General features: G+C 71.9%; 15 protein-coding genes. 8 read left to right on the top strand and 7 right to left on the bottom strand.

All coding sequences use genetic code 11. The features are described from left to right. Positions 1 to 51 precede the first annotated feature (51 nt). Positions 52 to 3294 carry an AAA family ATPase gene (locus OG456_RS29040; protein WP_266566053.1) on the top strand — a complete coding sequence of 1081 codons (3243 nt, stop codon included), beginning with the start codon at positions 52 to 54 and terminating at the stop codon, positions 3292 to 3294. A 127-nt stretch (positions 3295 to 3421) separates the two neighbouring features. Here OG456_RS29040 and OG456_RS29035 read toward each other — a convergent pair whose 3' ends face one another. From OG456_RS29035 to OG456_RS29025, 3 genes are all read right to left on the bottom strand, one after another. Continuing rightward, on the bottom strand, positions 3422 to 4696 hold the full coding sequence (locus OG456_RS29035) for an MFS transporter (RefSeq protein ID WP_266566051.1): 1275 nt from the start codon (positions 4694 to 4696) through the stop codon (positions 3422 to 3424). A gap of 5 nt (positions 4697 to 4701) precedes the next feature. Beyond that, positions 4702 to 6132, bottom strand: coding sequence for a CitMHS family transporter (locus tag OG456_RS29030; protein WP_266566049.1), 1431 nt, complete (start codon positions 6130 to 6132; stop codon positions 4702 to 4704). A 204-nt stretch (positions 6133 to 6336) separates the two neighbouring features. Next, complete coding sequence (locus OG456_RS29025) at positions 6337 to 6951, bottom strand: TetR/AcrR family transcriptional regulator (protein WP_266569475.1); 615 nt, start codon at positions 6949 to 6951, stop codon at positions 6337 to 6339. Between the two features lie 119 nt (positions 6952 to 7070). On the opposite strand from OG456_RS29025, the gene hmgA reads away from it, so the two are divergent. The 3 genes from hmgA to OG456_RS29010 are packed head-to-tail and all read left to right on the top strand — an operon-like array spanning position 7071 to position 10420. Continuing rightward, on the top strand, positions 7071 to 8396 hold the full coding sequence (gene hmgA / locus OG456_RS29020; RefSeq protein ID WP_266566047.1) for a homogentisate 1,2-dioxygenase: 1326 nt from the start codon (positions 7071 to 7073) through the stop codon (positions 8394 to 8396). Positions 8397 to 8437: 41 nt separating this feature from the next. Further along, positions 8438 to 9187: a GntR family transcriptional regulator gene (locus OG456_RS29015; RefSeq protein WP_266566045.1), complete on the top strand. Its 750-nt coding sequence runs from the start codon at positions 8438 to 8440 to the stop codon at positions 9185 to 9187. 12 nt (positions 9188 to 9199) lie between these two features. Continuing rightward, positions 9200 to 10420 (top strand): type ISP restriction/modification enzyme, encoded by a 1221-nt coding sequence (locus tag OG456_RS29010; RefSeq protein ID WP_266566043.1) that lies wholly within the window; start codon positions 9200 to 9202, stop codon positions 10418 to 10420. A gap of 22 nt (positions 10421 to 10442) precedes the next feature. Here OG456_RS29010 and OG456_RS29005 read toward each other — a convergent pair whose 3' ends face one another. Next, positions 10443 to 11153 carry a TetR/AcrR family transcriptional regulator gene (locus tag OG456_RS29005; protein ID WP_266566041.1) on the bottom strand — a complete coding sequence of 237 codons (711 nt, stop codon included), beginning with the start codon at positions 11151 to 11153 and terminating at the stop codon, positions 10443 to 10445. A 63-nt stretch (positions 11154 to 11216) separates the two neighbouring features. Between OG456_RS29005 and OG456_RS29000 the strand changes: the two genes are divergently transcribed. Both OG456_RS29000 and OG456_RS28995 read left to right on the top strand, forming a co-directional pair. After that, on the top strand, positions 11217 to 12167 hold the full coding sequence (locus OG456_RS29000; RefSeq protein ID WP_266566039.1) for an ATP-binding cassette domain-containing protein: 951 nt from the start codon (positions 11217 to 11219) through the stop codon (positions 12165 to 12167). Positions 12168 to 12210: 43 nt separating this feature from the next. Continuing rightward, on the top strand, positions 12211 to 12996 hold the full coding sequence (locus tag OG456_RS28995; protein WP_266566037.1) for an ABC transporter permease: 786 nt from the start codon (positions 12211 to 12213) through the stop codon (positions 12994 to 12996). Positions 12997 to 13022: 26 nt separating this feature from the next. On the opposite strand, the gene OG456_RS28990 is transcribed toward OG456_RS28995, so the two are convergent. Both OG456_RS28990 and OG456_RS28985 read right to left on the bottom strand, forming a co-directional pair. Then, positions 13023 to 14774 carry an amidohydrolase gene (locus tag OG456_RS28990; RefSeq protein ID WP_266566035.1) on the bottom strand — a complete coding sequence of 584 codons (1752 nt, stop codon included), beginning with the start codon at positions 14772 to 14774 and terminating at the stop codon, positions 13023 to 13025. Between the two features lie 506 nt (positions 14775 to 15280). After that, positions 15281 to 15553 carry a hypothetical protein gene (locus OG456_RS28985; RefSeq protein WP_116502944.1) on the bottom strand — a complete coding sequence of 91 codons (273 nt, stop codon included), beginning with the start codon at positions 15551 to 15553 and terminating at the stop codon, positions 15281 to 15283. 341 nt (positions 15554 to 15894) lie between these two features. Between OG456_RS28985 and OG456_RS28980 the strand changes: the two genes are divergently transcribed. Further along, positions 15895 to 17442: a serine/threonine-protein kinase gene (locus OG456_RS28980; RefSeq protein ID WP_266569474.1), complete on the top strand. Its 1548-nt coding sequence runs from the start codon at positions 15895 to 15897 to the stop codon at positions 17440 to 17442. 32 nt (positions 17443 to 17474) lie between these two features. Here the strand turns inward: OG456_RS28980 and OG456_RS28975 are convergent, their stop codons facing one another. Further along, entirely contained in the window at positions 17475 to 18284 is an 810-nt protein-coding gene (locus tag OG456_RS28975; protein WP_266566032.1) for an SGNH/GDSL hydrolase family protein, read from the bottom strand. 442 nt (positions 18285 to 18726) lie between these two features. On the opposite strand from OG456_RS28975, the gene OG456_RS28970 reads away from it, so the two are divergent. Further along, positions 18727 to 19065 (top strand): hypothetical protein, encoded by a 339-nt coding sequence (locus tag OG456_RS28970; protein ID WP_266566030.1) that lies wholly within the window; start codon positions 18727 to 18729, stop codon positions 19063 to 19065.

The raw sequence follows: 19065 nt of genomic DNA, 5'->3' as shown, positions 1-19065 counted from the left end.
TGCCGGAGGGCCTGTGGGTGTCATGGCCACGGGGGTTACAGTGACGCCCTTATGGGCGCGGAACGAGCGAACAACGACAACTCCCCCGCTCCCCCAGTGCTTCACCTGCACCTTTTCGGCGGTTTCCGGGCGACTCGTGACGGCGGCCCCGCCCTCGCCGAACGATGGCCTCGGCCCAGCGCCCGCGCCCTGGTGAAACTGCTCGCCGTCACCCCGGGGCACAGCCTCCACCGCGAACAGGCCATGGACATCTGCTGGCCCGACGCCGACGCACAAGCGGCGACGGGCAGCCTGCGCGTCGCCCTGCACGCCGCGCGCCGCGCCCTCGAACCCGAACTCGCACCGCGCGCCGCCTCCTCGTATCTCATATCGGACGGCGCCCTGCTGCGCCTCGATCCGCGGACGGTCTGGATCGACGCCGACCACGCGGAACAACAGGCGGAAAAAGCGCTCGACTCGGGCAGATCACCTCGACTCGCCGAGGCCCTCGGCCTGTTCACGGGCGAGCTGCTCCCGGAAGACCGGTACGCACCCTGGACCGAGTCGAGGCGTGAGCGGCTCGCCGTGGTGGGCGAGCGGCTGCGCATCGCGCTCGCCGAGGCGCTGCTCGACGAGGGGGACGCCGACGAGGCCGCGACAGTGGCACGGTCGGCGCTCGACGAGAACCCGGCGGACGAGCGCGCCCACCAGCTCCTCATGAGCTCCTATCTCCGCCAGGGCTTGCGACGGCAGGCGGTCCGGCAGTTCCACGCCTGCCGCGAGGCCCTCGACGCCGAGCTCGGTGTGCGCCCGGGGCCCGAGACACAGCGGCTGCACCTGCTGGCCCTCGACGCGGGCAGCGCGGCGTCGCCGGTGGCCAGACCGGTCGGCGGATACGCCCCACCCGCCGCTCTGCGCGGCCCCGCGCCGGCGCCGCTGCGCGGACGCGACAGGGCACTCGAACGGCTGCTCTCGCCGGACGCGCCCCCGGTGCAGCTCATCGGCGGCGAGGTGGGGCTCGGCAAGACGCGGCTCGTGAGCGAGGCGGCGCGCCGGGCGGCGGCCGACGGCGCGGCGGTCCTGTGGGGCGCCGGCCACGACGCCGAGGGGCACACACCGTACGGGGCGTTCGTCGAGGCGCTGGACGGATGGCTGGCGGAACGGCCGCCCGCCGAGCGGGCACGGGCGGGCGCCGAGTTTCCCGAACTGGCCTCACTGCTCCCGTCACTGGGGCAGGCGGGAGCGGGCGCCGAGCGCAGCCCGGAGGAGGAGCGGGAGCGGCTGTTCGGAGCGGCGGCCGGACTCATCGGCGAACTGGCCGCGACGGCACCCGTCCTCGTCGTGCTCGACGACCTGCACGCCGCCGACTCGGGTTCGTTCCAGCTGCTCAGCCATCTCGCGCGGCGCACCGGCACGGCGCCGCACCCCGTACGGTTCGCGGTCACCTACCGGTCCGAGGAACTGCCCGAGTTCGATCCGCGCCGGACCAGTCTCGAAGCCCTCGCGCGCGGGCGGCTCGCCGAGTATCTCGACCTGGGGCGGCTGAGCCGCGCCGACTGCCTGGCACTCGCCGCGGACGCGCTCGGGCTCGCCGACGGCACGAACGCCCCGGAGCGGGTGTGGGACCTCTCCCTGGGAAACCCTCTCTTCGCCCTGGAACTCGCCCGCGCCCTGAACGACGGCGGGCTCCAGGCCCCCGACGGCGTACGGCAGTTGGTGGCCGCCCGGCTGGCCCGGCTCGGGCCTGCCGCGCGCCGGGTCGTGGAAGCCGTGGCGGTGGCGGGCGGGGACGCGGCGCTCGCCGAGGTGCTCGACGTCGCGAGCGCCGGACTGCATCCGCTGCTCTCGGTGGCCGAGGCCACCGCGGGCGCCGACGCGGCCGTCGCGGCGTCGGTCCTCGCCGAGCGGGACGTCGTCGCCGACGGGCGGGGCGTCCCCGGCCTCACCTTCCGCCACCCCTTGGTGCGGCTCACCTGCTACGAACGTCTCTCGACCGCCCGCCGCCGCCTGCTTCACTCGGCGTACGCGGAAGCCGTGCTGCGGCGCAGGCCCGACGCCGTGGACACGCTCGCCGCGCATCTGACGCGCGCCGACGACCCGCGCGCCACGGGCTACCTCCGGCAGGCCGCCGAACGCGCCGCGGCGCTGTGCGCCAACGACACCGCGGACCACTACTACGCCCAGCTCACCGAGCGCCTCGACGCGTTCGCCGCGGAGTCGGCGCGGGCCCGTATCGACCGGGCGGCCGTGCTGCGGCGCATGGCGAGGTACCACGACGCGGCGCAGGTGCTCCGCGAGGCGCTCGACGATCTGGAGCGCCGCGGCGACGCGGACGGGCGGGTGCTCGCCGCCGCCCGGCTCACCGAGGTCCTCGCGAAGACCCGCTCCACGGAGGAGGGGTTCGCGCTGCTCGACGCCGCGCCGCCCGGCGAGGACACCGCGCCCGAAGCGGCCACCGCGCACCATCTCGCCCGGTCGATGCTGTGCTTCGTGACCGGGCGGTACCCGGAGGCGGTCACCGCGGGGGAAGCCGCGCACGCCGCGGCGCAGCAGGTGACGGGGCCCGAGCACCGCGGCCTCCTCGCGCGTTCGCTCGCCGCGCAGGCGACGTCGCTGGCGCTCGCGGGGCGTTTCGCGCAGGCCCGCCCCGTGGCGGACCGGGCCCTGCCGCACGCGGAGGCCTACGGGGACCCGCAGTTGCTCGGCTCGGTCCTCTCCGTGCTCCGGGAGCATTCCCGCAGGTCGGGGCAGCTGCGCGAGGCCATTGTCACGGGCGAGCGGGCCCTCGCGCTCGCCGAGCGCTCCGGCGACCCGACGGCGGCCGCCTTCGAACGGGCCAACCTCGCCGAACTCCATCTGCTCCTGGAGGAGTCCGACGCGGCGCAGCACCTTGCGCAGGACGCCGTGAACGCGACGGAGCCGCACACCGGCTGGTGCGCGCCGTACGCGCTGGCCGCGCTGGCGCGGGTACGGATGCGATCGGGTGGCGCGGAGTCCTGCGCAGCACTGCTCGACCGCGCGGGCCTGACCGCCGACGCACAGGGCGACCGGCAGGCCCAGCAGGAAGTACGGCTGGCCCGCGCCGAGTTGGCCGTGCGCAGGGGACGGGCCGAGGAGGCGCTGGCCCTGCTGGCGGGCGCGACGGATGCGGGCCATCTCACGGCATGGGCCCACCTGGAGGCGGGGCGCGCCGCACAGGCGGCAACGCTGGCCGAGGCCGAGGCCACCCGCGCCCAGGAGGCAGGCGAACGCCTGGCGGAGGCGGAGGCACGGGCCATATACGGGCGAGCACGAGCAGCACTAGAGCATCCCTAGCCCCGGCGCTTGAGGAACGGAGTCCGGGGCGAAGTCCCGGTTGCGGCAAAGGGCCCAGCCATGACCCTTCGCCCCCTCCCACCCCGTTGCCCAGCCCTGCCCGTCAGCCCTCCGCCGCCCCAGCAGTTCAGCCCCTCCGGCGTTTGAGGAGCGGGGTCCGGGGCGGAGCCCCGGTTCGGGAAGGGGCGGGCTTGGGGGAGAGACCCCGCCCCGAGGACCCCCCACCCCCACTCCCACCCCGCACCCCGACCCCCGCCGCCCCCACCAGCAGCACGCCGAGCATCAGGAACGGCGCGGCAACCCCCGCGACCCCCGCCACCAGCCCGGCCGCGGCCGGCGCCGCGACCTGCCCCAGCCGGTTACCGGTGAGCCGCAGCGCGAGCGCCGTGGACCGGGCGTCGTCGGGCGCCGCCTGGACGACCGTCGTCATGGAGAGCGGCTGCCCGACACCCAGGCAGAAACCGAGCACGGCGAGCATCAGGGCGAGCGCCCACACGGGCACGGGCAGCGCGATGCCCGCACACACGACCCCGGCGACCAGACAGGTAGTGGCGAGAAGAGTCGCCCTCCCGAGGCGCCGCAGCATCGGCGTCATGACAAGCCGGCAGGCGATCGTGGCGGCCGCGCGCAGGCTCAGGAGCAGGCCGACGACGGACGGCGCGATCCCCCGGTGCTCGCCGACGACCGGCAGATACGCCGTGAGGATGTCCGTCGCGGACAGGACGGCGAGGGAGATGAAGATGCCGCCGGGCACGCCCCGGGTGCGCAGGATCCGGCCGACCGGCACGCGCGGCCCGGCAGGCGCGGCCGCGCCCGTCGTCGTACGGGGGTGCTCGATGCGCCACAGCGAGGTGAAGGAGACCGCGGCGACGGCTGCCGCGACGAGCAGCGCGAGCGCGCTCGTGGCCCCCAGGTCGGGCCCGCCGATGAGCGCGCCCGCGGCGATCGGCCCGACGAGCTGGCCGAGGGACGCGCCGATGGTGAAGTGACCGAAGTTGCGGTCCTGTTCGGCCGGAGCGGACTGGCGGGCGACGATCGACTGCGCGCCGATCACGAACGACAGATGGCCGAGGCCCATCACGCCGCTCCAGGCGGCCATCGCGGCAAGGGAGCCGGCCGTGCCGCTGAGCGCGCAGCCGCCGGCGATGAGGACGACGCCGACGGGCAGCAGGGGCGCGCACCGGCCGTGGTCGGTGCGCCGGCCGAGCGGTACGGCCGCGAACAGCGGAAGGAGCGCGTACACGCCCGCGATCACACCGATCGCGCGCTCGTCCGCGCCGAGCGCGAGAGCCCGGTAGGAGACGGCGGGCCGCGCCATCGACACCGCCCCCTGCGCGAAGCTGAAGGCGATGACGAGGCGGAGCAGCCAGCTTCTCCTGCCGGGCTCTGTAGTGAGACTCATCGAGGTCAGAGGATCCCGAAGAGGAGTCCGGCGCCGAGCATCACCAGCGCGGTGAGCGCGGCCCATTTGACCGTGAATTTCGTGTGGTCGCCGAACTCGACCTTGGCCATGCCGACGAGGACGAAGACGGCGGGGACGAGCGGGCTCGACATGTGCAGCGGCTGGCCGATGAGGGAGGCGCGGGCGATCTCGAGGGTGGAGACGCCGTGCGCGTTCCCGGCCTCGGCGAGGACGGGCAGGATGCCGAAGTAGAAGCCGTCGTTCGACATGAAGTACGTGAACGGGATCGACAGGACGCCGGTGACGAGGGCCATGTGCGGGCCCATCCAGTCGGGGATGCCGCCGACGACCCACTTGGCCATGTGGTCGACCATGCCGGTGCCCTGGAGGACGCCGGTGAAGACGGCGGCGGCGAAGACCATGCCGGAGACGTTCAGGACGTTCTCGGCGTGGGCGGCGAGGCGGGCCCTCTGGTCGGGCATGTGCGGGAAGTTCACCGTGAGGGCGAGCGCGGCGCCCAGGATGAACAGGACCGGGATCGGCAGCCACTCCATGATCATCGCGGTGAGCAGGGTCACCGTCATGAGCGCGTTGAACCAGTAGAGCTTGGGGCGCAGGGTGGCGCGGTTCGGGTCGAGGGCGGCGAAGGTCTCGCCGTCCTCGTTCTCGTACGAGGGCGCGTCGGAGCCGGAACCGGAGCCGCCGGAGGCCTTCTTGCCGGAACCGGAGCCGGAACCCGTACCCGCGGAGGCACCCGCACCGACGAGCACCTTCTCGTCGGACGTCTCGGTGACGGTCTCGGTGACCTCGTCGAGGGACAGGTAGCCGAGGCGCTTGCGCTCGCGGCGGCCCAGCACGTAGGCGAGGGCGAAGACGAAGAGCAGACCGACGGCGAGCGCCGGGATCATCGGCACGAAGATGTCGCTGGCGTCCAGCTTCAGCGCGGTCGCGGCGCGGGCGGTGGGGCCGCCCCAGGGCAGCGTGTTCATGACGCCGTTGGCGGTCGCGGCGACGCCGGTCATCACGATCAGGCTCATCTTGAGGCGCTTGTACAGCGGGTACATCGCCGAGACAGTGATCATGAAGGTGGTGGACCCGTCGCCGTCGAGGGAGACGATCGCCGCGAGCACCGCGGTGCCGACGACGATGCGTACCGGGTCGGCCTTCGCGAACTTCAGGATGCCGCGCACGATCGGGTCGAAGAGGCCGACGTCGATCATCAGCCCGAAGTAGACGATGGCGAACATCAGCATCGCCGCCGTGGGCGCGAGGTCACCGATGCCCGCGACGACATAGTCGCCGAGCTTGGCTCCCTTGCCCACGAAGACGCAGAAGAGAGCGGGGATGAGCACGAGCGCCGCGATCGGCGACACCTTCTTCATCATGATCAGCACCAGGAAGGTGGCAATCATGACGAATCCGAGGATCGTCAGCATGAGGTTCCTATCGTTCGCCGTCGAACTTTCGCCTGAGGTGGCGGTCAGCGAGACGCTAGGGCGCGCGCATCAGTGTTAACAAGATGTTGACGTGCGAGCAATAAGCGCAAAACTCCAGGTCACGGGGTTGGGCGGCGATCGAGGGTGTCAGCGAGGACGTTTTCGGTGCTCCCGATGCCCGCCGCCGGCGGGGCGGGCCCCGGATCAGTCCAGCACCCGCGCCAAATACACCCGCAGCAGCTCCCGCGTCTCCGCGATGACGTTCTCGTCGCCCGTCGGGTCGAGCCGGAACGCGAGCCGGACCAGGGCGTCCGCCGATTCGACGGCGACCAGGAACGCGCGCCGCAGGGTTTCGTCGGGGGTGCGGTCGAGGTGGACGGCGAGCAGCTCGGTGAGGCGGTCGGTGAGGCGGTGGTTGGGGCCGGCGTCGGCGCCGACGGGGATCTGGTTGCCGAAGTCGACGAGGGAGAAGCCGGGAGCGGTGCGCTTCATGGCGAGGTACTCGTCGAGGACGGCGTCCATGGCGGCGCGCCAGTCGGCCGCGGGGATCGCCGCGAGGCACCCGGCGATCCGCTCTGCGTAGCGCTGCAGATTGCGTTCGGCGAGGGCGTCGACGAGGGCGCGTTTGTTGCCGAAGAAGCGGTAGACGGAGCCGATGGGCACCCCGGCGCGGACCGCCACGGCCCGGGTGCTGAGTTCCTCGTAGCCGCCTTCGTCGAGCAGTTGCGCGCAGGCGTCGAGTATCCGGCTCAGGCGTTCGGCGCTGCGCTGCTGGACGGGCGCGCGGCGCAGGGACGTGGAGTTGGTCACGGGTTCCACGGGCGGCGTCCACGGCATGACCCGGAGAGTAGAGGACTGTTCAGCTTCGCGGGGTGCTCTTGCGCGAGGAAAAAGGGAATCCTACGGTAGAGCATAGGAATCGTGGACGAGGGAGCGACATGCGTGACGCGAGGAAGACCGCCGAGAGGCTTGCCTATCTCTCGGGCTTCGGCAACGAGCACAGCTCGGAGGCGGTGCCCGGCGCTCTGCCCCACGGACGCAACTCGCCGCAGCGCGCCCCGCTCGGTCTGTACGCGGAGCAGCTGAGCGGCGCCGCGTTCACCGAGCCGAGGGCGCACAACCGGCGTTCGTGGCTGTACCGGATCCGCCCCTCGGCCGCGCACCCGGCGTTCGTACGGGCGGACAACGGCGCGCTGCGCTCCGCCCCCTTCACCGAGTCCGTCCCCGACCCCAACCGGCTGCGCTGGAACCCGCTGCCCGAACCGGCCCCCGGCACGGACTTCCTGGCGGGCCTGTGGACCCTCGGCGGGAACGGCGACGCGACCCAGCGGGCCGGTATGGCCGTGCACCTCTACCACGCCAACTCCTCCATGACGGACCGGGTGTTCAGCGACGCGGACGGCGAGCTCCTGATCGTCCCCGAGCGCGGCGGCCTGCTGCTGCGTACCGAGTTCGGCCTGTTGCACGTGGACCCCGGGCACGTCGCGCTGATCCCGCGCGGGGTCCGTTTCCGCGTCGAGCTCCTCGACGGCGATGCCCGCGGCTATGTCTGCGAGAACTACGGCTCCCCCTTCCGGCTGCCCGATCTTGGCCCGATCGGCGCCAACGGCCTGGCGAACGCCCGGGACTTCATGGTCCCCGTCGCCGCGTACGAGGACACCGAAGGGCCGGTGGAGGTGGTGAACAAGTTCTGCGGAAACCTCTGGCGTGCCACGTACGACCACTCGCCGCTCGATGTCGTCGCCTGGCACGGCAACCATGTCCCGTACGTCTACGACCTGCGTCGTTTCAATGTCATCGGGTCGGTCAGCTACGACCACCCGGATCCGTCGATCTTCACGGTCCTCACCTCGCCGAGCGACACCCCGGGGCTCGCGGGCGTGGACTTCGTGGTGTTCGCGCCGCGCTGGCTGGTCGGCGAGGACACGTTCCGGCCGCCGTACTTCCACCGGAACGTGATGAGCGAGTACATGGGCCTGATCGAGGGCGCGTACGACGCCAAGGCGGCCGGCGAGGGGGGTTTCGTTCCGGGTGGTGGTTCGCTGCACAACATGATGTCGGCGCACGGCCCGGACCGTGAGACCTTCGACAAGGCGTCGGCGGCCGAGCTCGGGCCGCAGAAGGTCGACGACGGGCTCGCCTTCATGTTCGAGACCCGGTGGCCGGTGACCGCGACCGCCCAGGCGGCGCAGGCCGATCACCTCCAGCGCGGCTACGACGACGTGTGGAGCGGCCTCGAACGGCACTTCAGGCCGTCTCACTGAGCCCGTTGCACTGAACGCGCCTGACCGATACGGATAGCCCCGTGACCTCTTTCGCTCCGGACTCGATCGTCCTGAACCGCAAGCTGCCGCTCTGGTATCAGGTGTCGCAGTCCCTGCGCGCCTCCATACTGGGGCGCTCCCCCGACGACCCGCTGCGCCTGCCCACCGAGGAACAGCTCGCGGGGCACTACGGGGTGAGCGTCCTGACCATGCGGCAGGCGCTCAAGGAGCTGGAGGACGAGGGGCTCATCACCCGGCACCGCAGGCGCGGCACCTTCATCGAGCCGGCCGCGCGGCGGGGAGCGCCCGTGCGCCTGCTCGGCTCGGTCGACGCCATCGTGGCCCAGCAGTCCGGCATGACGACCGAACTCCTTGACCACGGCACGGTTCCGGTTCCCGGCACGATCGCCGAGTACTTTCCGGAGGCCGAGACCGTGGCCACGTACCACCGGCTGCGCTGCGACGAGAAGACCGGTGAGCCGACGAACCACGCCCGCAACTACATCAGGGCCGACCTCGCCGACCGTGTCGACCTGGACGACCTGGTGCGCTGGCCGATGACGAAGGTCCTGCGCGACATCGTCGGCGTGCGCATCAGCCGGATCACCGACACCGTCGAGGCCCGGCTCGCGGACCCGGAGACGGCCCGCCTGCTCCAAGTCCCGCTGCTCAGCCCGATCCTGCACTACACGGGCATCACGTACGACGAGGACGGCCGGCCGCTGGATGTCGCCGTCATCCACTACCGCGGCGACCGGTTCTCCTTCACGGTCACTCTCGACGCGCACTGACCGCGTCGTACGATGCCGGGCGTGACGCCCGACAGCCTCGAAAGCCTTGTTGACGCGCCGCTGCTCGCGGACCTCATGCCGTGGTCCGTCGCGCCCCTGCGCCTGGGCCGCGCCTGGCCGCTGGCCCCGGACCCGGCGTCGCTGAAGGCCCGTTGGGCCGCGTTCGTGAAGGCCGAGGCGGCGGAGCGCGAGTCGCTGCTCGAACCGAGCCGGGCGCGCACCCTGCGCACGGCCGTCGCCCAGCTCCCCGGCCGGCGCACCCCGACGGACGACCTGACCCACGCCGAGGGCCCCTGCCCCGAACCCGTCCAGGTGCTGCACGCCCCCTTCGACGAGCAGTGGCTGATACCGGACCACCGGCTGATCGACGCGGCCCGACCCGAGCTGTGGCGGGTGGCCGACGAGAGCCAGCTGTTCCTCGTCGAGCAGGGGTTCGTGCCCGGGGCGGGCGGACCCGCGGTGCTCGCCTGCGCGATCCTGCCCGAGGGCCGCTCCCCCGCGGGACGCCCCGGCCGCATCCGCCCGCTGTACCGGCGCCCCGAAGGGCGCGAACCGAATGTGACGCCCGGCCTGCTCACCGAGCTCTCCGGCCGGTTCGGGCACGAGGTCGGGGCGCGCGACCTGCTCGCCTGGACCCTCGCCGTGGCGCGCCCCTCGCCGCAGGGCCCGCGGGTCCCGCTCACGGATGACGCCGGAGTCTGGGCTTCCGGCACAGCGCTCGGCGAGCGGATCCTGTGGCTCTTGCGCCGCGGCGGCGAGGGCGACCGCCCCAAACTCCCCGGGGGCCGCCGCCCGTACGTGCGCGCCCCGCTCCCGGACCGCCCCACCGAGCTGCTCTACGACCGCGAGGAGGAGGCCCTGCTCGTCGGCGACGGCCGCATCTCCCCGGTCCCCGCCGAGGCCTGGGACTTCCAGGTGAGCGGGGTACGGGTGATCGAGCAGTGGTTCGCGCGCAGGACCGCGGCCGCCGAGCCGGGGACGCTGGCCGGGATCCGCCCCGGTACCTGGCCGCAGTCGTGGACGTCGGAGCTGCTGGAGATCGTCACGGTACTGGCGCTGCTGGCCGAACTGCGGGCGCGGCAGCAGGAGTTGCTGACGGACGCCGCGTCGCTCATCACGGCGACGGACCTGCGCGGGGCGCGCGTCCTGCCCCCGGCGCCGGCCACGCGCAGGCCGGCCTCGGTCCTCGACCATCACGAGGAGGGCCCGGGCGGCCAGTTCGCGCTGCTGTGAAGCCCGGTGCTCCTGCCGGGACTCAGGAGGGCACGAATCCGTCGAGGGTGCGCCCGAGGGCCCGCTCGAAGGCCGCTTCCATGTCGACGGGCCCGGTGCTCTGGGCGAACGCGGCGGCCAGGTGCGGATAGTCGCCGGTCGAGATCCGGCTGACCAGGTAGGCGGTCCGCGCGGCGAACTCCTGCTCCTCCGACCAGGGCAGCGAACGGGTCCGCTCGGCGGAGGCGATCTCGTTGGCGACGTAGAACGTCACGACGCCGGTGAGGGACGCGACGAGTTCCATCTTCGTCCCGGCCGGCAGGTCGACCGGTTCGAGGCAGGTCATGCAGTACTCCAGGTACCGCAGCGCGTTCGGGCTGAAGCCGTAGACGGGTGACATGAGCCGGGGCATCCACGGGTGCCGGATCATCAGGGCGCGGGCCTGCCGGGCGAGGGCGAGCAGGTCGGCGCGCCAGTCGCCGGTCGGCTCGGACAGGTCGTACTCGGCGCTCACCGCGTCGACCATCAGCTCGTAGAGGTCGTCCTTCCTCGGCACGTAGTTGTAGAGCGACATCGTGCCGAGGCCCAGCTCCCCGGCGATCCGCCGCATCGAGACGGCGTCGATCCCGTCCGCGTCCGCGACGCGCACGGCGGCGGCCGCGATGTCACCCCTGCCGTAGGCGGGTTTCGGGCCACGTCCCGCGCGCTCGGGGCGCGTCCAGATCACTTCGGGTTCGGCCGCTCGGCCCGTCATCGGTCATCACCTCGCCCACCATCGTAGTTACGTACATCGTACGTAGTGCGCTACGGTGCCTTCATGACTTCTACGTACACCGTACTTAGTGAAGGTCTGGAGAAGCGTTACGGCTCCGGGGACCAAATGGTCCACGCCCTGCGGGGCCTCGATCTCGCCGTCGAGGAGGGCACGGTCTGCGGGCTGCTCGGGCCGAACGGCGCGGGCAAGACGACGGCCGTCCGGGTGCTCACCACCCTGCTGCGGCCCGACGCGGGGTCCGCGCGCGTCGCGGGCCACGACGTCCTGACCGAGGCGCCGGCCGTACGCCGCCGGATCGGCGTCACCGGGCAGTACGCGTCGGTCGACGGCGACCTCACCGGACGCGAGAACCTGCGCCTGTTCGCCCGCCTTCTGCGGCTGCCGCGGAGCCACGCCGACGAACTGCTCGACCGCTTCGGCCTCACCGCGGCGGCCGACCGCACGGCCCGTACGTACTCCGGCGGGATGCGCCGCCGCCTCGACCTCGCGGCGAGCCTGCTCACGCGGCCCGCCGTGCTCTTCCTCGACGAGCCCACGACCGGCCTCGACCCGCACAGCAGAAGCGCCATCTGGGACGCGGTCCGGGAGCTGACCCGCCAGGGCACGACGGTGCTGCTCACCACGCAGTACCTGGAGGAGGCCGACCAGCTCGCCGACTCCGTGGTCCTGATCGACGGAGGACGCGCCGCGCATCGCGGAACCCCCGCCGAACTCAAGGCGCAGACCGGCAGTTACGCGGAGGTGGTGGTCGCCGAGGACGCGGCCCTGCACGCCGCCGCCGTCGTCCTCGACCAGCTCACCGGCGCCGAGCCGACCCTCGACCCGGACCGCAGGGCGGTCGGCGTCGTCACCCTCGACCAGGCCCTCACCCTCCCCCGCATCGTCCGCGAACTGGACGCGTCGGGCGTCCCGATCGTCGACGCGACCCTGCGCCCGCCGACCCTGGACGAGGCCTTCCTGCGCCTCACCGGCGGCCGGGAGCTCGTCGCATGACCGCACCCACGACCGTCCCCAACTCCCCTTCGGAGGCGACCTTATGACCACCGCGTTCCTGTACGACGGCACGGCGATGCTCGGCCGGCACCTCCAGCGGATCCGGCACGCGCCCGCGATCCTCGTGATGACGCAGACGATGCCGATCGTCTTCCTGCTCTTCTTCGGATACGTCTTCGGCAGCGCCCTGGCGATGCCCGGCGCGGACTACCGTGCCTTCCTGGTGCCGGGCATGCTCGTCGCGACCGCGGCGAACGGGATCATGACCGGGATGTTCACGGCGGCCCAGGACTCGCACCGGGGCGTCATGGACCGCTTCCGTACGCTGCCGATGACCCGCGCGGCCGTCCCTCTCGGGCAGGCGGCGGCCGACATCGTGACGACCGCAGCCGGTCTCGTGCCGCTGCTCCTCGTCGGGCTCGCGATGGGCTGGCGGATCGAGGGCGGCGCGCTCGAAGCGGCGGGCGCCTTCGGCCTGTTGCTGCTGTTCCGCTTCGCCGCGACATGGGTCGGCATCCTGTTCGGGCTCGTGTCGCGCAGCGAGGAGGCGGCGGGCCAGCTCGGCGGCGCGACGTTCATGCTCCCGCTGCTGTCGAACGCGTACATCCCGACGGCGGGCTTCCCCGGCTGGGTGCGCGTGCTCGCCGAGTGGAACCCGATCAGCGCGGTCGCCACGGCCGTACGCGACCTGTTCGGCAACGCCCCCGTGCCCGGCGGCTCCTCGTGGCCGGTGGCGCACCCGGTGGCCGGCTCGCTCGCCTGGTGCGCGGTGCTGCTCACGGTGTGCGTGCCGCTCGCCGTCCGCCGGTACACGACCGGCGGACGCTGAGCGAACTGCGGGCCGCTCGGACCGCGCTACTTCTGCGGGGTCAGCTCGGGTCCGAGGGAGGAGAACTTCTCCTGCGAGACGACCCGCCGGGGCGGCCAGGTGATGTTGTTCGGCGGCCACTTCTGCCCGGTCTTCTTCAAGAACCAGGCCGGCGGCTCGTACATGGGCGGTTCATAGCCGTCCGGCAGGGCCGTCTTCCACTCGACGTCCTTGGTGCGCTGCTTGAACTCGTCCTTGAGGGCCTTGAGCCGCTCGGGCTGCGTGATCAGGTCGACCGCCGTCGCCGCCAGGTACTTCGCGGCGGCGATCACCGCGGCCTGACCAGGCGCCGCGGCGGCGCACGCCGCGGTGGACCAGGTGTGGAACTTGCCGCCGATCGGGGCGAGCGCGGCACCCATCGACACGGTGGGCACGTTCCAGCTGATGTCGGCCACGTCCGTCGAACCGCCGCCCAGGAACACGGGGTTGGGCGGGGTCAGCTCGGCGACCTTGTCGTGCATGCCGACCTCCGCAAGCCCCAGGGACTTCTGCAGGTCCTTCGCCAGCTGGTGCGCCTCGGCGGTGAACGCGGGCGGGCCTATCTGCCGCATGTTGTCGTACAGCAGTTCCGCGGCCGCTTTGTTGGGCAGCTGGTTCCAGCAGGCGGAGGTGATGCGGTGCTGCACCTTCGTCTGCGAGGCCTTGGCGGCCGCCTCGGAGATCGCGATCACCTTGTCCAGCAGCACCTGGACGCGCGCGGTACTGCCCTCGCGCACGTAGTAGGAGATCTCGGCGATCTCCGGGGTCACGTTCGGGATGTCGCCGCCGTTGTTGATGACCCAGTGCAGGCGCGCGGCCGGAGCCATGTTCTCCTCGCGCAGGAACTCCGACATCGTGGCCATCATCACGGCGGCGTCCAGCGCCGACTTGTTGCCGAGCGGGGTGCCGCCGTGGCCCGCCACGCCGAGGAACGTGAAGGTGACCGCGGTCATGGCGTTGCTGGTGCCCCAGCCGGTGGCGTTGGCGGTGGAGGGGTGCCAGTCGAGGAACGCGTCGAGCCCGTCGTACACGCCCCTGCTGACCGCGTACGTCTTGCCGATCAGCGCCTCCTCGGCCGTGGAGCCGAAGAACTTCACCGTGACCGGCAGCTTGTGCTTCTTCGCGGCCTGCGCGACCGCGGCCGCGGCTGCCGCCGCCGCGGTTCCGAGGGCACTGTGCCCACAGCCGTGGCCGGGCCCGTAGCTCGGGGAGAAGGGGTCGTGGATGTACTCGCGCGGATCGTGGTGGCCGACGCCCTTGTTCTGGGAGAGCCCGGGCAGCGCGTCGTACTCGCCGCTGAAGCCGAGGACCGGGCCGCCGCTGCCGTACGAGAAGGTCGCCGTGAAGGCCGTCGGGAAGCCGGCCGTACCGAACTTGACGTCGAATCCCGCCTTTTCGAGGAATCCGGCCTCGGCGACCGAGGAGTTCCACTCGCGCAGCGACAGCTCCGCGTGCTCCCAGATCTCCTCGTTCAGGCCCGTGATGCGGGAGGAGTTGGAGGTGATCCAGCCGAGGGCGGAGGACTTGGCCGGGCTGTCCTCTGCGAGGCCCTCGGGCGCCTTGTAGGCACCGGCCTCCTCGACGATGGAGTCGGCCGCCGCGGCCATCGCCGGGTCGGCCTCGGCGGTCATGGCGGCGGCGGTCACTCCGGCCGCGCCGAGCAGTTGCATGATGCGGCGCCTGCTGAGCTGCGGGCCGGCGGCGGTCTGGCTCGTCCCGTGCTCATGGTCGTGCTCGTGCTGGTCGTGCAGGTCACACACGCGCGTACCTCCGGGGGTGAGGTTTCCGTGTACAGGCCAAACGATCAGGATCAGGCGCAACATTGGCCCCGGAACATTGCCCCGTCAACATCCGTGCATGACAAAGCTGTTACGCACCGGACATGGACGACTGCGCGCGGCGATGCCCGCGGGGGGCGTCAACAGGCCCCGGAATGACGGAAAACCGACCGTGCGGAGGGCACGCGTCGGAGGTGAGAGGAGATGTACGGCAGCGCGGGGGCGACAGGGATGCACGACGGCGCACCGGGAGCGGGAAGGGTGCGGCTCACATGCCGTTTCGACGCGTGTCAGCGCCGTTTCAGTGCCGGGCGGCCCGATGGGGAGAGCGATGCCGGGGCGGCAGGGGATTTCTGTCCCGCGTCAGGCGAACACACCTGGATGACGCCGCGTGCCGTGGGGATGACGGTCGCGGAGATCGCGGCGCCGTGCCGGTACGGCATGGTCGCCTGAGCGCGGGACCGGGCTGTGCCGGTGATGACCGCCTGTCAGCGGCGGCCGCCGAACAGCGAGCGGCGCAGTCGCCGCAGTGGTGCGAAGAGCGAGACCCGGCTCACTCGCGCGCCCCTGCTGCTGCGCTCGTGCGCGACGTCACGCGAGGTGAGCTCACGCATCAGCGACGTCGCCTCGGCCGCCTCGCGCTGCGGGACGGCAGGGCCGCCCAGCACCGAGAGATGGCGGTCGAGACGCGAGCTGGTCGCGCTGCTCCCGCAGGTGATCGCAGGCACACGTGGCCTGCTGCGCACTGTTATCTGTTCCATGTCACTCCCCACCCGTACGAGGGCACCCGGCCCGGGCAGGTTAACCCTATCGCCCCGTCGTGACACTCGTGTATCCCGGTCGCAGGATTCACCTCCCCTATAAGGAGGTTGACGATTACTCACCGAATTCGACTGATTCCAGGGCGAGTTGGACATGGCGGGCAGGAACGGGCCCGTCCGGAACGTGGGCGATCTCACGGACACTGGGCTAGCTTTGTGGAGAATCGCACCGCTACGGATGGGGGTCGCCCGTGAGCGAGAATCCGGGCCGTGGAGAGACCGGTGAAGCGCGGGTGATCGCGGGGCGCTACCGGCTGCTGAGCCCCCTGGGCGAGGGCGGCATGGGTACCGTCTGGCGCGCCCGCGACGAGGTCCTGGGCCGTGAGGTCGCCGTCAAGGAGGTGCGTGCCCCGGCCGGGCTCCCGACGGGCGAGGTCGACCGGATGTACGCGCGCCTGGAGCGGGAGGCCTGGGCAGCGGCCCGTATCTCGCACCGGAACGTGGTCACCGTGTACGACGTGGCGGCCGAGGAGGGCCGCCCCTGGATCGTGATGGAACTGGTGCGCGGGCTCTCCCTGTCCGACCTCCTGGACGCCGAGGGACCGCTGCCCCCGCGGCGCGCGGCGCACATCGGGGCCGAGGTGGTCTCCGCGCTGCGCGCCGCGCACGAGGCGGGCGTCCTGCACCGGGACGTGAAGCCGGGCAACGTACTGATCGCGAACGACGGACGCATCGTCCTGACCGACTTCGGCATCGCCACGGTCGAGGGCACTTCGGCGATCACGATGACGGGCGAGGTGATCGGCTCGCCCGAATTCCTCGCTCCGGAAAGGGCGTTGGGTCGCACACCGGGCCCCGAGTCCGACCTGTGGTCGCTCGGGGTCCTGCTGTACGCGGCCGTCGAGGGGCAGTCGCCGTTCCGGCAGGAGACGCCGCTGAGCACGCTGCGGGCGGTCGTGGACGAGGAACTGCCGCCCGCCCACCGCGCGGGCCCGCTGGCGCCCGTCATCGAGGGGCTGTTGCGCAAGGATCCGGCCGAGCGGACGCCGGCGGCCGACGCCGAGCGCGATCTGCGGCTGCTGGGCGCGGGGGGCACGCCCCGCGCGGGTACGGTCCTGGCGTCCCCGGAGTCGACGCCGACGCAGACGTCGTGGCAGGGAACTCCGCCGGCTCCTGTTCCTGCCGGATTCGCCTCGGGGCAAGGCGCGACGCCCTCCCCGGAACCGGCCACGCCGCATCCGGAACGCCCCCGCCGCTCCGTCGCCGTCCTGCTCGCCGGCGTCGTGGCGCTGCTCCTGGCACTCGGCGGCCTCACGTACGCGCTGATGAACCGGGGCGACGGCAGTGACAACTCCGGGGACAACAGCGCCAGTTCCGGCGGAAGCGCCTCCGGTGCCCCGCGCAGCCCGTCGGACGATGATTCGAAGGGTGGCGGAGCAGGATCGCCCAGCGGGGGCGACGCCAGCAGCAAGGGCTCCAGCGGAGAGCACTCGACGCCACCGCAGCAGTCCGTGCGCGTCAGCGTCTCGGCGGTGCGCGGGAGTTACAGCGGTACCTGCCCACCGCCGGGAGGGGAGGCTCCGGCCTTCAGGGCGACCTTCACGGTGGGCCGCGTGCCCGTCGACGTCCAGTACCGCTGGGTGACGGAGAGCGGCGAGTCGAGCGACCCGGGGTGGAAGACGCTCAGCTTCGCGTCCGGCGGCCCGAGGACCAGGTGGGTCGACCATGTCGAGACGGGTTACACGGACGGGGCCACGCTCCACAACCAGGTGAGTGTGGAGGTGCGCGACCCCGTCCGTGCCACGTCGAACTCAGTGGCGTACTCGGTGACGTGCGAGACGGAGTCCCCTACGGGCGGGACCTCTCCCTCGCCGTCATCGTCGTACTAGGTGAGCGGACGTACAGGGCGGTACTCGAAGTACTAGGCGGCCGCGCTGAACACGGGGAGGTAGCCGCCGGACTGGCCGGCCGCGGTGGGGTGGTAGGACTCGCCGGGGTCCAGCCAGTTGACGCTGTGCAGCCAGGCGCTGCCCGAGCAGATCTCGTGACCGGTGAAGGTCGAGGTCACGTTGCCGAACGTGAAGCCGTGGTCGGCGGCCCGCTTGGCGGTGGTGGAGTTGATCAGGTCGGCCGCGCCGTTGATCGCGGCGCGCTCGGTCTCGGTCAGGCCCGCGACGCAGGAGCCGTTGAGCTGGTAGAAGCGCGGGTATCCCAGGACGACGACATGGGCGGCCGGTGCCCTCGCGGTGATCGCGGAGTACACCGAGTCGAGCTGGCCGGGCAGGGTGTTCTGGACGTAGGCCTTGGCCTCGTTGACGCGGGCGACACAGGTCGACTCGGACTGCAGGACGCAGGTGGTCATGACGTCCGCGAAGCCCGCGTCGTTGCCGCCGATCGACAGCGAGACGAGGCCGGTGCCGGGGCCGAGCGGGCCCAGCTGTCCGGAGAGGACATCACTCGTGCGGGCGCCCGAGCAGGCGGTGAAGCTGAAGCTCGAGGGTGAGTGGGCGGCCGCCCAGAGTGCGGGATAGGCCTTCGTGCTGCGCTTGCAGGAGCCGCTGGAGCTGTCGTAGCTGCCGGCACCCACGCCGGACGAGTACGAGTCGCCGAGTGCCACATAGCCCGTGGCCGCTGCCTGTTCGGACGCCTGGGCCGCTGTCGCTCCGGTGAGGGCGACGCCGACCGCGAAGAGGATTGAGGTCACGTACGCCGTAATGCGGAAACGTCTCATGAAAACCTCCTTTAGCAGGATCTCTGCCACAACTGTGGTAGCACGCCCCACAGTTCACGGGAAGTGTCCATGTCAATCTTTTTCTCGTACGCCTCACGAGAGTTCGCCCGACGCCCGATTGCAGGTACATGTCAGGCTTATGACATACCCTCAACTTCCTTGCGCTACGCCCGTAGACCGGTCATTCCCAACTGCACCTGTGTGAACGTGAGTTCGCTGGTGACACACCCGGTCTCCGGGGAACGCGCGTATGACATCTGCACACTCCCTCCGCACCTTGACTGGGGCCCCGGGACTGCGCGACATTGAAGCCCGGCATCCGGCGCTTCGGGGGGCAAAGTCGCCAATGCAGACCATCGGCATCAAGCCACCGTCATCAGACAGAGCACCGTCACCTGCGCAGTGGGGGCGCAGCAGGGACGTATCACCCCTCCTGGCAGGGGTGGCCGCCGCTGTCGCAGGGGTCGGCGCGGTACTGGCGCTCGCGGACATCTCGTCGCCGTTGCGTGGCCCGTTGACGCTCTTCTTCCTGCTCGCGGCGCCGGGCGCCGCGATCGGTTCGGCGCTGCGCGGACTCGATCCGTGGGGCCGCTGGATCTCCGCCGTCGCGGGAGCGGTCGCGCTCGACCTGCTCGTGGCCGAGGCGATGCTCGCCACGCACCGCTGGTCGATGACCGGCGGGGTCGTCACGATCGCGGCGATCAGCGTCGTCGGCCTCCTCGCACCCATGGTCCCCGCGCGACGGCTGCTCGGCCGCGCACCGGGAAGGCGGGACTCCTGA

Origin of the sequence: Streptomyces sp. NBC_01446 (assembly GCF_026340095.1) — a bacterium.
Lineage (GTDB): Bacteria > Actinomycetota > Actinomycetes > Streptomycetales > Streptomycetaceae > Streptomyces > Streptomyces aureus.
This window is presented reverse-complemented; position numbering and strand designations above follow the sequence as displayed.